The organism is Kitasatospora sp. NBC_00458 (genome assembly GCF_036013975.1).
Classification (GTDB): Bacteria; Actinomycetota; Actinomycetes; order Streptomycetales; family Streptomycetaceae; genus Kitasatospora.
The window spans coordinates 3345221-3359476 of record NZ_CP107904.1 but is presented as its reverse complement, the minus strand read 5'-3'; the positions used below and the strand labels follow the sequence as shown (position 1 = coordinate 3359476).

Genomic DNA, 14256 nt, shown 5'->3' with positions numbered 1-14256 from the left:
GACACGGTCGAGGCGGGCGTGACGGAGCCGGGTACGCCCGGGACGGGCGCGGGCGCGGGGCTGGAACTGCCCGAGTCCTGGCACACGGTGCTCGGTGCCGAGACGGAGAAGCCGTACTTCGCCCAGCTGGCGGCCTTCGTGGCGGCCGAGCGCGGGGAGCACCAGGTCTTCCCGCCGAGCGGGCAGGAGTTCTCCGCGCTGGAGGCCACGCCGTACGACAAGGTCCGGGTGCTCGTGCTCGGCCAGGACCCGTACCACGACGACGGCCAGGCCCACGGCATGAGCTTCTCCGTGCTGCCGGGCACCAGGACGCCCCCGTCGCTGCGCAACATCTTCAAGGAGCTGGACGCCGACCTCGGTATCCCGGCGCCGGACAACGGCTACCTGATGCACTGGGCCGAGCAGGGCGTGCTGCTGCTCAACGCGGTGCTCACGGTCCGCGCGCACGAGGCCAACTCCCACAAGGCCAAGGGCTGGGAGAAGTTCACCGACGCGGTGATCAAGGCGGTGAGCGCGCGCGAGGAGCCGGTGGTCTTCGTGCTCTGGGGCAACTACGCCAAGAAGAAGCTGCCGCTGATCGACACCGAGAAGCACGTGGTGGTCCAGGGCGCCCACCCGTCGCCGCTCTCCGCCAAGCTGTTCTTCGGCAGCCGGCCGTTCTCCCAGATCAACACGGCGCTGGAGGGCTTCGGCGTCGACCCGATCGACTGGCGGGTTCCGGACCTCAAGCAGGGCTGATCCGCCGGGGCCGTTCGGAGTTCCGCCCGGGCGGCCCCGCCCGACGGCTGACGCGCCGTCCACTCGCGTCCGGACGCCCGCCGTTCACCGGCTGGTGAGCGGCGGCCGGTACCCGGTGTGCGAAGCTGGGGAGCAGCCGGTCGCCTGACCGGGTCCGGGAGGGGCGGTACGTGCGCCGAGCAGGGCGAAGAGTGGGATTCCGGCTGGCCGTGGGAGCGGCCGTGCTGGGGTTGGTGACGGGAGTCGCGGGGTGCACCGGGGGGAGCGCCGGCACCGACCGGGACCCGGCCGGGGGCGGGAGTCCGAACGGTGCCGCGCCGACGGGGCGGACCGCCGCGCCCGTGCCCGCCGGGGGCGCCGGTTCGCTGCCGCAGCTCCCCGGACAGACCTTCTACGTCTCCGACCAGACCTCCGCGGCCCGCCAACTGGCCGCCCTGCGCGGCCAGGGCCGCACGGCGGAGGCCGACGCCCTGGCCCGGATCGCCACCCAACCCTCCTCGCAGTGGCTCGGCGACCAGGCGGCCCGCGGCATCGCCGAACAGGTGAGCCGCCGCGCCGCCGAGGCGGACCGCACCCCGGTCCTCGTCGCCTACAACATCCCGCACCGGGACTGCGGCCTCTACTCGGCGGGCGGCGCCGCCGACGCCGCCGCGTACCGGTCCTGGATCACCGGCCTGGCCGAGGCGCTGGGCGACCGCCGGGCGTGGGTGGTCCTGGAGCCGGACGCCGTCGCCCACACCCTGGACACCTGCGGGGTCAAGGGCGACGCGGCCGCCGAGCGGTACGGCCTGCTCGCCTTCGCCGTACAGGAGTTGAAGAAGCGCCCGCAGGTCCGGGTCTACCTGGACGCGGGCAACCCCGGCTGGGCGCAGGACCCCTCCGCGCTGGCCGAGGCGCTCCGCAAGTCCGGGGTCGCGGCCGCGGACGGCTTCGCGGTGAACGTCTCCAACTTCTACACCACCGACCGGAACGCCACCTACGGCGGGCAGCTCTCCGCCCTGCTGGACGGCAAGCCCTTCGTCATCGACACCAGCCGCAACGGCAACGGCCCGCTGAGCGGCGAGGCCTGGTGCAACCCGCCCGGCCGCGCGCTCGGGGCGCCGCCCACCGCCGACACCGGGCGGGCGGGCGTCGACGCCTACCTCTGGATCAAGAACCCCGGCGAGTCCGACGGCGAGTGCGGGCGCGGCGAGCCCCGGGCGGGCGAGTTCTGGCTGCCGTACGCGCTCGGGCTGGCCCGGGCCGCCGGCTAGGCGGTCGGTGGTTGGCCGGGCCGTGGCGCGGGCCGCGTCCGGTGCGGCCGCGTCCGGTGCGGGCCGGTGGGTCGGTGCCGGCCGGGGTCGGCCGGGGCCGGCGCGCCGTTCAGCGGACGACCTGGATCCAGCGCGCCACCGAGGGCGTGCCCGACCCGTCCGTGACGAAGAGCATGTACCAGCCGGGCGGCAGCAGGTCGGGGTTGGCGGGCAGGACGAGCGAGACGCCGTCCGCCGCGCGCGCGGTGACGTCCAGGGCCACCGAGCGCTGCTCGACGTCGGTGGCGTGGGTGACCGAACTCGGCCGGACCAGCTTGGCGGTGGCGACGCCGTCCGGGGCCGGGGTGGCCACCCGGACGGTGCTGCCGAGCCTGGCGGCCGTCGGGGCGCCGGTCAGCTGCGGCCGCTCGCCGTGGAAGAGGTACGGCGGGGTGTAGATCTCGATCCGCTGTTCGAAGGTGCCCGGCACGGTGCCGTCCTCGTCGTCGAACAGCGGGTCGGAGCCGAGCACGGCCACCCGTCCGTCCGGCAGCAGCAGCGCCTCCGAGTGGTAGTTGCGGCCGACGGTCGGCTCGGCGGCGGTGCTGAAGGTGTTGGTGTCCGGGTGGTAGGTCTGGGCCTTGAGCAGGTCGCTCCGGTGCTTGCCCCGGTAGTCGGCGGAGCCGCCGGTGGTGAAGACGGTGTCGTCCGGCAGGATCACGCTGTTGAGGTACCGGGTGCCGCCGGCCGGCAGGTCCGGGCCGGGGGTGAACGCGGGCGCCGCGGCGGCGAGGTCGGCGATGTCGGTGCGGGCGGTGGAGAGCGGGGACTCGCCGACGCCCCCGCCGCCGAGCACCATCACCTTCTGGGCCTGCGCCGGCGGCAGCAGTACGGAGGAGGAGGTCTCGGTCAGGTGCGGGTCGCGCAGGCCGGGGACGGGGCGGAAGCTGTTGTCCCGGAGGTCCCAGAGGCCGGGTTCGCGGCCCTTGTCGGCGGGCCCGTAGCCGGCGTTGGAGCCGGAGTAGAAGAGTTCGCCGGTGGCCGTCAGGAAGATCGACGGGTAGGTCGGGAAGTACCGGTCGGGGGCCTTGGACCAGGTCCTGCTCGCCGGGTCGTAGATCTCGTTGTCGTTGCCGCTGAGGATCCGCCCGGTGTCGTCGAGCCCGGAGACGGTGACCACCCGGCCGTCGCCCAGCCCGGTCAGCGTCGGGTACCAGCGGGCGTAGGCCATGTCGGTGACCTGCTCGTACAGTTCGGTGTCCGGGTTGAACTCGAAGGCGGAGCGGATGCCCTGGAAGTCCTGCTTCTCCAGCGTCATCCGTTCGGCCATGCCGTAGAGGTTCCGGGCGTCGGCGCCGGTCAGGCCCTCGATCGCGTACTGGGCGGGGGAGTCGAGCACGGAGCCGGGCCCGTCGGCGACGGCCTCCGCGAACACGTGCGTCTCGCCGGCGGTGACGACGGTCGCGGTGCCGGAACCGGTCTTCAGCGCGGCGGGGACGGTCACTTCGGCGGTGGACGCGTACGCGCGGCCGTTCGGCGCCCGGAACACGGTGCCCCGGGGGAAGGTGCGGGCGGCGTCCGGGTTCTCGTTGCGGACCCGCATGGTGCCGGCGGCCTTCTTCACGGCGCCGTCCAGCGCCTCGTAGCGCCGGGTGCCGCCGGCCACCAGCATCCGGCCGTCGGGCAGCGCGGTGTGGCCGCCGCAGAACATGTCGGCGGGGGTCGGGACCGGCTTGTAGGTGTTCTTCGCAGGGTCCCAGAGCAGGCTCTTGAAGGTGCCGGCGTCGAAGTTCCGCTGGTTGTTCCCGGATCCGGCGATGATCAGGACCTTGCCCGTGCGGAGCAGCGCCGCGTGGATGGCGTTGATCCGGAACTCGGCGGGGAGGACGAGGGTCTGCCAGTGGCCGTACTCGGCCTTGTAGGCGGGGCGGTTGATCGCGTACTGGTGGTAGCGGTCGGTGGCGAAGCCGAGCACGGCCGGCGCGTTCATCCCGGCGACGGTCAGCGCGACGGTGCTGCCGAGGGCGAAGCGCCGGGTGCGGCCGGCGTTGCGGATCTTCACGGTGGATCGTCCCCTCGGATGCGGATGCGGGTGCGGGTGCGGGTGCGGGTGGGCGGGCTCAGCGGGTGGTGCCGTGGTGGCCGGCCGCGGCCGCGGCCGTGTTGTCGACGCGGTCGGCGGGATGCGCAGGACCGGGGACGGCGCCCGCGGTGGAGGCCGAGGCTGTGGTCGTGGTCGTGGTCGTGGTCGTGGTCGCGGCCAAGGCCGTCCCGGCCATGGACAGGGTGGAGGTCGGCCGGGCCCGGCGGCGGCGGACGGCGTCCGCGGCCAGGACCAGCACCGGCAGCAGGCTGAGGAGGAGGGCCAGTCCGGCCCAGGTCCGCATGGCGGCGTGGTCGTTCCCGGTGCGGAACGACACGGCGAGGGCGCCGCCGAACACCAGCGCCCAGAACAGGTGCAGGCGGAACGTGGCCACCCGGTCGGGACTGGCCGAGGAACCCTTGGGCGTCACCACGAACCGGCTGCGGAGTCGGAGCAGCGCCTGCAGGAACGACGCCGCGTAGACGGGTCCGCAGAGCGCCGACATCACCATGCCCGCCACCCCCGACGACCCGGCCGGCTCGTGCGGGCTGACGTTGTGCTTGCGGTTCCAGGCGTAGAGCAGCACCTGCAGCGCCGCCGCGTCGCTGTAGAGCGCCATCCATATCTCGGACGACACGTGGACGCCCGACGCCCCGAACCCCAGGTAGAGCACGCTGGACACCCCGCCGAGCAGCCAGGTCAGCGCCGCCATCGGGTAGAAGCAGACCATCAGCGTGTAGTTGAGCAGCCGTCCCGGCGACAGCCCCCACACCGCGCGCCAGTACTGGGTGAGGAGGGTCTCGTAGGTGCCGCGGCTCCAGCGCAGCTGCTGGGAGAAGAAGTCCGTCCAGGACGACGGCCCCTCGCCCACCGCCAGCACGTCGGGGGTGTAGACCGACCGCCAGCGTTCGCCGGTGGCCGGGTTGCGGCGGCGGTGGAACTCCAGGCCGGTCGCCATGTCCTCGGTGATCGAGTCGTGGAGTCCGCCGATCGACCGCAGCGCGTCGATCCGGACGGCGTTGTTGGTGCCGACGAACATCGGTGCGCCGTACCGGTTCCCGGCCCGTTGGACCAGCGCGTGGAAGAGGAACTGCTGGCTCTCCGAGAACCGGGTGACGGACGAGCCCGAGCTGCGGTAGTTCCCGTACACCTGCGGGCCGACCACGAACGCGACGTCCGGGTCGCGGAAGTAGCCGAGCATCCGCTCGCAGAACTCGGGCAGCGGCACGTGGTCGGTGTCGACCGAGACCCAGAAGTCGTAGCCGGCGCCGTGCGCCTGGAGCCAGCTGTTGTAGTTGCCGTGCTTGGTCCTGGCGCGGAACCGCCCCTCGGGCCGGTTCCACTCCTCGACGCCGCGCCGGCTGAAGTGGCGGGCACCCAGCTCGGTGCAGAGCGTGCGCATGGCGGGATCGTCCCCCTCGTCCAGCAGCCAGACGTGGTAGGGGCCGTCGTGCCGGACGGCGAGCGCGGCGGTGAGTGTGGCGCGCACCATCTCCGGGGGTTCCTTGCCGGGGACGCAGGTGGTGAGGAACGCGACCCGGGTGCCGGGCACGGGCGTCACCGGGACGGGGTCGCGGGCGGCGAGCGTGGCGTGGGTGTTGGAGACCACGTTGACCAGGCGGAACACCTCGACCGTCGCGATGATCCCGATCATCACCCTGTCGCCGACCAGCACCCAGGTGTCGGTCTCGCCCGCCCGGACCGGCCAGTGCTCCGGCAGCAGCAGCCAGACCAGGAGAACCGTTTCGACCAGCGGAGCGGCCAGCAGGAGCAGGACCGCCCGGATCCGGTGCGGCTCGCGGCTCAACAGGCTGCGGTACCGGACGCGGTACGGCTCCGGGGGGTCGCCCGCGCCGGTCTCCGGGGTGCCCTCGGCGTCCGTGTCGCGCCGTCCGTGCCCGCCGGGGTCGGTGGGGTCGCCGGGGTCGCCGGGGTCGGTGGAGGGGCCGGCGAGCCGGCTGAAGTGGGCGTAGTCGTAGGGGGCTTCGGGGACGGCGATCAGGTCCGGGGGTGCGGTCGCGGCGGTGCCGTCCGCCGTCCGCGGGTCGGCCCGCCGCCGTCGCCGTCGCGAGAACGGTATGACCATGTGTGGCTCCCCCCGTGGCCTGCCGCGAGGGCCTGCCCGTCCGTGCGTGCTCCGACCGGGGGTATGCGATCCGGATCGCCGTACGGCGCCGGGCGGTTCGCGGCGCTGCGAACCCGGCGACCGGCTGTTCCCCCTGGGCCTTGCTGCCGAAGCGGAACGCCACCCGGCGTGCCGAACCCCCGTCGGCCGACGGGGTTTTCGACCGGCCTCACCGTCGATCGGTGAAACGTACACGATCGATCGGAGTGTGCGTCCGAACGGCCACTTCGAATGCAGGATCCCGGTTCTGGTCCTCCGGACTCCCCTCCGGGGTTCCGGGGTCCTGGCGCCCTCAACTCTCCCGGAGCATGGGGGAGATCGCAACCGATCTGAAAAATGATCATTGCATGCGAATGAAGGGACAGCGGGTTCCAGGCCAATTATCCCCGGGCGGTGTCGACGGCGCGGTTTCACGGCTCGCCGCCGTCGGGCCGGACGACGCCCATCCGGTGCCGGCCTCGCTCGTGCCGGGTGGCGACCACTACTCGATCCTCTGGGCCCGGCCGGCGCCGGGGCCGTGGTGCGGGGACTCCTGGGGACCGCCCCCGCCGCCGGGCGGCCGCACCGGACGCGGCCGGCGGGGAGGACCACCGACCCGCCGCCGCGTCGTCCGGAGGCTCAGCCGGCCGCGCCGAGGAAGGCCTCCCAGCCGCCGGCCGGTGCCTGCCCGACGCCCAGTGTGCGCAGCTTGCGGAGGGCGGACTGGTCCTGCGCCTCCAGCCAGTCGACCAGTTGCCTGAAGGAGACCAGCCGGACCTCGGGCTTGCCGGCGATGGTCTTGAGCGTCTGCTCCACGGCGTCCATGTATATCCCGCCGTTCCACTGCTCGAAGTGGTTGCCGATGAAGAGCGGCGCGCGGTTGCCGTTGTACGCCCGGTCGAACCCGGCCAGGTAGGAGTCCCTGGCCTGGGTGCGCCACTCGTCGTACTTCGCCGGATCGCCCTTGGTGCTGCCCGCCGACTGGTTGGCCAGGATGTTGTAGTCCATGGAGAGCACCTGGAAGGTGTGGCCGGGGAACGGGATGCTCTGCAGTGGGAAGTCCCAGACCTTGCCGTCCTGGACCTTCTGCGGCCAGAGCTGCTGCCCGCCGGGGGAGCTGGCGTCGTACTTCCAGCCCAGCTTGGCGGCGGTCGGGAGCAGGGCCTTCTGCCCCTCCAGGCACGGGGTGCGGCCGCCGATGAGCTCCTTCCGGTAGTCGAACGGCAGCGGTTCGACGTCGGTGAGGCCGGTGTTGGTCCGCCACTGGGTGACGAAGCCGATGGCCTGTTCTATCTCGCTCTCCCAGTCCTCGGGGGTCCACTTGTTGACGCCGTTGCCGTCCGAGCGGCTCGCGCAGAAGTGGCCGTTGAAGTGGGTGCCTATCTCGTGGCCGGCCAGCCAGGCCTGGCTGACGAGCTGGATCGTGCTCTTCACCCCGGCGTCCGAGAGGTAGGGGATGTCGGAGGCCCCGACCGAGTGCTTCGGCGGGTGGTACAGGTCCGCCTTGCCCTTCGGCAGGGTGTATATGCCGGAGAGGAAGAGGGTCATCGAGGCCTTGTGCTCCTCGGCGAGCTTGAGGAACCGCGGGAACTGGCCGTCCTCGGTCGCCCCGGCGCCGTCCCAGGAGAGGACCACGAACTGCGGCGGGCGCTCGCCGGGCTTGAGCTTCTCCGCCTTGGGCTGGTTCGGCTGGGCGCCGGTGTCGGCCGTGGAGCCGTCGCCGATGGGGGTGCCCTTCCTCCCGGTGGGGGTGCCGCTGCCCGTCGGTCCGCCGCTCCCGCCGGTCCCCGTGGGGGCCGGGGCGGAGCCCGGCGAGGTGCCCGGGGCCGAGCCCGTGCCGGGGGCCGGGCCCGATCCGCCGCCGGAACAGGCCGCCACCGCGCCGAGAGCCGCGGTGGCGGCGGTGGCGGTGAGCACGGTCCTACGAGAGATGCTGCCCATGGTCTCCCCTGGCTGCCGCAGGCCGGGGGCGGCCGTGGCCGCGCCGGCCGAATCGGACAATCGATTGATGTTCGTCGTTGGCATGGCACGCGGACGCAGGGTCACCGGGGGTGTCGAGGTCCGTCGACACTGAACACGCATGGCACACGCGTGCGGGCTGCGGGGCGAGGCCTTCTGTTGCCGTTCCGTGACGATTCGCCCGTTTCGACGGGTTGGTCACCCGTCGCCCACCGTGCACCGTCCGTCACGCGCTGTCCGTCACTCGCCGTCCGTCGCCGCCGTCCGTCATCCGCCGACGGTCGCCCGCTGCCCGCAGTCCGCCGCCCGTAGCACCCCATGGCGCCCGGCGGCTCCGGCTCGTCAGCCGAGGGAGAGGCGGCGGTTGCGCCGCACGACCCGCGCGATGGCGGTGCTGACCGCGGTGGCGGCCGCGCAGGAGACCACGAGGCTCAGCCAGGCGGTGTCGAACCAGTGGCTGTTGAGCCAGCCCAGCGTCACGATGTAGGCCGCCCAGATCATGGCGGCCAGTGCCGACCACCGGAGGAAGCGGTGGGGGTGGCCGGGGGAGTGGCCGATGGCCAGGTCGAGGATGGTCCGGCCGGCCGGCACGAACCGGGCGATCACCACCATGGCGGCGGCGGCCCGGGTGGTCCGCCCGTCCAGCGCCTGCTGGACCCGTTCCACGCTGGCGGCCAGCTTCGGCCGGTGTTCGAGCCGCCGGTTGACCATGGGCGCGCCGCGCCGCGCGAGGCGGAGCAGGAGGATGTCGCCGAGGAAGGAGGCCATCGCCACCCCGAGCCCGAGCAGCAGCGGGGCGCCGTCTATCTGTGCCGTCTTGAGCACGGCGAGGATGACGAGGGTGCCGCTGGGGATGAAGGGGAGGAAGGCGTCGCCGAGGACGGCGCAGAGCGCCAGGGCGCAGATCCATGAGGATCCCACCAGCGTCGCGATGTCCATGTCCGAACTCCCTCCAGGCTGCCCGGGGGAGCAGGTGGCTGCAGGGGTCAACGCTAGCGCCTCGACTTTTCATGCCATGAAGCACCCCGGCGTGCTGCGGCTCACATGGCGCGAGCCCCCGGTGCGGGGTGCCGCTCCGGGGGCTCACGGGGATCGATCGGCGCTGGTCCAGCCCGACGATCTTGCTGGTGAGTGCGGATCCGGTTGGGTGATCCGCTCCTGGGCCTTAGCCTGCCGGACGCCGACCGCCGACCGCGAGCCCTGGGGCTGGCGACTTCCCGCGCTGGCGTGAAGTCGCCACGGGTGTCCGACTGCTGGCTGAGCGTCAGCCCGGCGGCCGCCGGCCGGAGCGCGCCGGGACGGCGCGGGCGGGAACAGCGGGCCCCGTCGCGTGGTTGGCCATCGTCGGCACCGGCGACGGCACTGACCGCCGTGCACCGGTGAGTGACACCGGTGCACGGCACCGGCGGACGGCACCGACCACGGCCAGGAGGACGGACGGCATGACCACCGAGGACCGGCACGAGAACCAGCGGGACCGGACGGCTCCACGCGCCGACGAGGCGATCCGCGGCACCGCCCGGGGCACGGCGCCGGCACCGCTGTCGATCCTCGACCTGGCCACCGTCGGCGTCGGCTACACGCCCGCGCAGGCGCTCTCCGCGACCACCGCACTGGCCCGCAGCGCCGAGGAGTGGGGCTACCACCGCTTCTGGGTGGCGGAGCACCACGGCATGCCCGGTGTCGCCAGTTCCACGCCCGCCGTCCTGCTGGCCCACCTCGGCGCCCACACCGGCATGCTGCGGCTCGGCTCGGGCGGGGTCATGCTGCCCAACCACGCCCCGCTGGCGATCGCCGAGCAGTTCGGCCTGCTGGAGGCCCTGCACCCCGGCCGGATCGACCTCGGCCTCGGCCGGGCCCCCGGCACCGACCCCGCCACCGCCCGGGCACTGCGCCGCGGCCTGGCCGAGGGGGCCGACGACTTCCCCCGGCAGCTGGCCGAGCTGACCCACTTCCTGGACGGCACCTTCCCGGCCGGCCACCCGTACGCCCGGCTCACCGCCGTTCCCAAGGGGGAGGGGCGGCCGCCGGTCTGGCTGCTCGGCTCCTCGGGCTTCAGCGCCCAGCTGGCCGGCAGCCTCGGCCTGCCGTTCGCCTTCGCACACCACTTCAGCAGCGTGAACACCGTCCCGGCCCTCGACCTCTACCGCTCCGCGTTCCGCCCCTCGGCGGTCCTCGACGAGCCGTACGCGCTGATCGGGGTGAGCGCGGTCGCGGCCGACGACGAGGCCTCCGCCCGTCGTCTCGCGCGCTCGGCGGCGCTCGGCATGCTCCGGCTGCGCCGGGGCAACCCGGGCCCGATCCCCACGCCGGAGGAGGCCGAGTCGTACCCGTACAGCGAGGTGGAGGCCGACTTCATCGACGACTGGCTCGGCAACGTCGTCCTGGGCTCGCCGGGAGAGGTGGCCGACGGGCTGGAGGCGCTCCGCAAGCGGACCGGGGTGGACGAGCTGATGGTCACCTCGCACATCCACGGCCACGAGGCGCGGTACCGCTCCTACGGGCTGATCGCCGAGGCGTACGGCCTGACCGGGCCGCGGGCCGGGGCGGTCTGAGCGCACCCCCGCCGCGCCCGCCCCGGTCCCGGCCGGGCGCGGCGGGGTCCCCCGGCCTACTGCTTCCCGTGCTCCCGGCCGTCCCGACCACCCGCAGCGCCCTGACCGCCCTGACCGCGCTGGCCGCCGCTCCGGCCGTCGCGGAGTATCGCGGCGACGAGCTCCGCGTCACCGGGGCGGGCGAAGTACCACCCCTGGGCGGTGTCGCAGCCGGTCAGCCGCAGCCGTTCGGCCTGGGCGGCGCTCTCGATGCCCTCGGCCGTCACGGTCAGGCCGAGGGTGTGGGCCAGTTGCACCATGGCGCCGACGATCTGCTCGTCGGCGTCGCTCCGGCGCGAGCCGCGGTCGGGGAGCCCGGGCCGGCCGCCGACCGGAGCCGGGTCGCGGAACCCCTCGATGAACGTGCCGTCCAGCTTCAGCACGTGCACGGGGAGGCGGGAGAGGTAGGCCAGGTTCGAGTAGCCGGTCCCGAAGTCGTCGATCGCGATCCGGACGCCCATGTCGGCGAGCGCCTGGAGTGCCTGGAGCGGGCGTCCGCCGGGGCCGAGCAGGGCGCTCTCGGTGATCTCCAGCTGCAGCAGCCGGGCGGGCAGGCCGGTGCGTTCGAGGACCTGGGCGACGTCGGCGACCACGTCGGAGTCCCAGATCTGACGGGCGGCGAGGTTGACGCTCACGAAGGTCTCGGTCCCGGGGAACTCGGTGAGCCAGCGCTGAGCCTGGCGGCACGATTCCTCCAGGACCCACTTGCCGAGCGGCACGATCGCGCCGGACTCCTCGGCGAGCGGGATGAAACGGTCCGGCGAGAGCGTCCCGTAGCGGGGGTGGCGCCACCGCACCAGTGCCTCGGCCCCGTGCACCGTGCCGTCCGCCAGACCGACCAGTGGCTGGTACTCGATGGTGAACTCGCCGCGTTCCAGGGCGGGGCGCAGTGCGGTGGAGAGCAGCTGGCGGGTCAGCTGGTGGGCGCCGCGGTCGGGGTCGTAGAGGGTCCAGCGGGCCCGGCCGTCCGCCTTGGACCAGTAGAGCGTGGCGTCCGCGTCCTTGACCAGGTCGGTGGGCGTGGTCTCGTGGACGGAGCGCTCGACGACGCCGACGCTGGCGGTCACCGCAAGCCGGTGGCCGGCCACGTCGAAGGGGCGTTCCAGGGCTTCGAGGATCCGGGCGGCGAGGTCGGTGAGCTGGTCGCTGCCCGTGCTGTCGGTGACCAGGACGGCGAACTCGTCGCCGCCCATCCGCGCCACCAGCTGGGTCCCGCGCGCGGAGAAACCGCGCCGCAGCCGGGTCGCGACGGCGATCAGCAGCTGGTCGCCGATGTGGTGGCCGAGCGTTTCGTTGATCGCCGCGAACCCGTCGAGGTCCAGGTAGCAGACGCCCACCCGCCGTCCGTCCGTCGCGGCCGCCGGGACCGGGCCCGCAGGTCCCGGGCGGTCCGGCCCGACGGACCGTGCGGTCCGCGTGGCGACGGCCGTCCGGGCCGTCGCCCCTTCCGGCGGTCCGGCGGTGCCCGTCGGCAGGGCCGGGCCCGTGGCGGCTCCGCCCGGGCGGTCCGCCGTGCGGTCGTCGGTGAGGCAGGCGGCGTCGAGGCGTTCGAAGAAGAAGGTCCGGTTGGGCAGCCGGGTGAGCGGGTCGTGCAGGGCCTGGTACTCCAGGCGGTCGCCGAGCCGGCGCTGTTCGGTGATGTCCTCGACCAGGGCGAGCGTGTAGAGGGGGCCGCCCCCGCCGTCGCGGATCAGCGAGATGGTCACCTTGCTCCACACCGTGCGCCCCTCGCGGTGCTTGAGCTGCTTCTCCACCCGGATCCGGTCGCGTTCGCCGTGGACGAGCGCGGGGAACAGGCGGTGCGGCATGCCCTCCGGGTCGACGGTCTCGTGGATGTGGGTCCCGGCCAGCTCGCCGACCGTGCGGCCGGTCAGGGCCGCGAAGGCGGGGTTGACCTCGATGATCAGGTCCTCGGGGTCGATCAGCGCCATGCCGATGCCGGCGTCGCAGAAGGCGGCCCGGAAGCGTGACTCGCTCGCCCGGAGCGCGGCCGTGAGCCGGTCCGCCCCGGGGGGAGCCGGTCCGTCGCTCCCGTCGCTCCCGACGGCCGCCGGCCGGTGGGTCCCGTCGCCGAGGGGCGCCGAGCAGGTCGGGCAGAGGTGGGTGCCGTCGCCGCCGTTCAGACCGCGGGGACCGGTCGGCACGGCGGGGGTGCTGCCGTTGACCGCGCCGCCGTTGCGGGGGCCGCCCTCGGGCGCGCTCCGGTCGACCGCGACCGCGTCGACCGTGACCCCGGCGGCGATTCCGCCGTTGAGCGCGTCGCGGGTGACTGCGGTGACGGCGGTGACCGAAGCGGAGGGGGCGGCGGCGTCGGCGGGGCGGACGTCGGGCGGTGGGGGGAGTCGGCGCCGGTGTCGTGGCTCCTCGTGCCGCACGCCTGGGTGGTGTGCGTCGGCCCCCTGGTTCTGGCCCGGCACGGCATGCTCCCGTCCGCTGCTGCAGCTTGACGCTTGACGCTGGTCCGGCCGGTCACCAGACTGCGGCGGCCGACTCCGCACTCTGCCGGGGTCCTCGGGAGTCGGGGTCCGGTGCGGATCGCTCGTGGTGGAGCGGTCGTGCGGAAGCCCGTGTGAGGAACCGTGAGGAACAGGGCGCTGCGGCCGATCATAGGACGCGTCGGCAACGCGCGGTGACCGCCGGCAGGGTGATTCGTCGTCTTTGGGGTCAACTGCGGTGATACATGCGGACGCCCCCGGTACACATCACATGATGTGCACCGGGGGCGTGTGCTCCGATGATGCGCCCTCGGGCGCCGGTCGGGCGCGGCATGTGCGCCCCACCGGGGCCCGGGGACGGCGACGACCGGAGGGTGTCAGCCCGCCAGCGTGGCGGTGAGGGTGATGGTGGTGCCGGTCAGGGCCTGGCTCACCGGGCAGTTCGCCTTGGCGTCCTCGGCGGCCTTCACGAAGCCGGCCTCGTCCAGGCCGGGCACCTCGCCGACGACGGTCAGGTGGATGCCGGTGATGCCGGTGCCCGGCTGGAAGGTGACATCGGCCTGGGTGTCGAGCTTGGTGGGCGGGTTGCCCGCGCCCGCGAGGCCGTGCGAGAGCGCCATCGAGAAGCACGCGGAGTGCGCGGCCGCGATGAGCTCCTCCGGGCTGGTCTTGCCGTTCGCCGCCTCGGCCCGGGCCGGCCAGGACACCGGGTACTCGCCGATGCCGGACGACGCGAAGGTCACCTGGCCGTTTCCGTCGAGCAGGTTGCCTTCCCACGCGGTGCGGGCGGTGCGGGTGGTTGCCACGATCGGTACCTCCAGTAATGAGGAACTGCTGATCCGTCACGTCCGGTCATGCCGCGCCCAGCCTACGTGCAGGTCGGGGGCTTGCCACAAGTGGCACATCGGGCACTCGCGTCCGAAAATCCCTCGGCCGTCCGGGTGACGGGGCCGGTGCGGGGGCGTGCCCCGCCAGCTCGGAGCCCCGCCGGGGGATCGCTCCGTGTGCCGTCCATATCGTGGACGGATAGGCCAAATGGTGCGGGCCCGTGCTGGGTGCCCTGTTAGATTTGCCCAGGCCCGGGCCCGGCCGCTGCACGGCCGGGTGCCAT

9 protein-coding genes are annotated in these 14256 nt (G+C 73.7%); 3 read left to right on the top strand and 6 right to left on the bottom strand.

Annotated elements, in window-relative coordinates:
* The first annotated feature begins 60 nt into the window (after positions 1-60).
* Entirely contained in the window at positions 61-738 is a 678-nt protein-coding gene (locus OG550_RS13300; protein WP_327683856.1) for a uracil-DNA glycosylase, read from the top strand.
* Between the two features lie 341 nt (positions 739-1079).
* On the top strand, positions 1080-1991 hold the full coding sequence (locus OG550_RS13295; protein WP_327677199.1) for a glycoside hydrolase family 6 protein: 912 nt from the start codon (positions 1080-1082) through the stop codon (positions 1989-1991).
* A gap of 109 nt (positions 1992-2100) precedes the next feature.
* On the opposite strand, the gene OG550_RS13290 is transcribed toward OG550_RS13295, so the two are convergent.
* The 4 genes from OG550_RS13290 to OG550_RS13275 form a co-directional block, all read right to left on the bottom strand.
* Entirely contained in the window at positions 2101-4032 is a 1932-nt protein-coding gene (locus OG550_RS13290) for a galactose oxidase-like domain-containing protein (RefSeq protein ID WP_442905991.1), read from the bottom strand.
* 58 nt (positions 4033-4090) lie between these two features.
* The gene (locus tag OG550_RS13285) at positions 4091-6139 is read right to left on the bottom strand and encodes a glycosyltransferase family 2 protein (RefSeq protein WP_327677197.1); all 2049 of its coding nucleotides are present in this window, start codon (positions 6137-6139) and stop codon (positions 4091-4093) included.
* A gap of 657 nt (positions 6140-6796) precedes the next feature.
* Positions 6797-8098, bottom strand: coding sequence for a hypothetical protein (locus tag OG550_RS13280; protein ID WP_327683853.1), 1302 nt, complete (start codon positions 8096-8098; stop codon positions 6797-6799).
* A gap of 360 nt (positions 8099-8458) precedes the next feature.
* The gene (locus tag OG550_RS13275) at positions 8459-9055 is read right to left on the bottom strand and encodes a DedA family protein (protein ID WP_327677195.1); all 597 of its coding nucleotides are present in this window, start codon (positions 9053-9055) and stop codon (positions 8459-8461) included.
* Between the two features lie 503 nt (positions 9056-9558).
* Between OG550_RS13275 and OG550_RS13270 the strand changes: the two genes are divergently transcribed.
* On the top strand, positions 9559-10671 hold the full coding sequence (locus tag OG550_RS13270; RefSeq protein ID WP_327677193.1) for an LLM class flavin-dependent oxidoreductase: 1113 nt from the start codon (positions 9559-9561) through the stop codon (positions 10669-10671).
* 56 nt (positions 10672-10727) lie between these two features.
* Here the strand turns inward: OG550_RS13270 and OG550_RS13265 are convergent, their stop codons facing one another.
* A complete protein-coding gene (locus OG550_RS13265; protein ID WP_327677192.1) occupies positions 10728-13085 on the bottom strand; it encodes a putative bifunctional diguanylate cyclase/phosphodiesterase in 2358 nt (785 codons plus the stop codon).
* Between the two features lie 437 nt (positions 13086-13522).
* Complete coding sequence (locus OG550_RS13260; RefSeq protein WP_327677190.1) at positions 13523-13951, bottom strand: OsmC family protein; 429 nt, start codon at positions 13949-13951, stop codon at positions 13523-13525.
* Between the last annotated feature and the right edge of the window lie 305 nt (positions 13952-14256).

What these genes read in the sequence shown, in the direction of transcription:
- OG550_RS13275 (WP_327677195.1), bottom strand. Translation starts at nt 9,055, where the DNA reads ATGGACATCGCGACGCTGGTGGGATCCTCATGGATCTGCGCCCTGGCG.
- OG550_RS13280 (WP_327683853.1), bottom strand. Translation starts at nt 8,098, where the DNA reads ATGGGCAGCATCTCTCGTAGGACCGTGCTCACCGCCACCGCCGCCACC.
- OG550_RS13285 (WP_327677197.1), bottom strand. Translation starts at nt 6,139, where the DNA reads ATGGTCATACCGTTCTCGCGACGGCGACGGCGGCGGGCCGACCCGCGG.
- OG550_RS13270 (WP_327677193.1), top strand. Translation starts at nt 9,559, where the DNA reads ATGACCACCGAGGACCGGCACGAGAACCAGCGGGACCGGACGGCTCCA.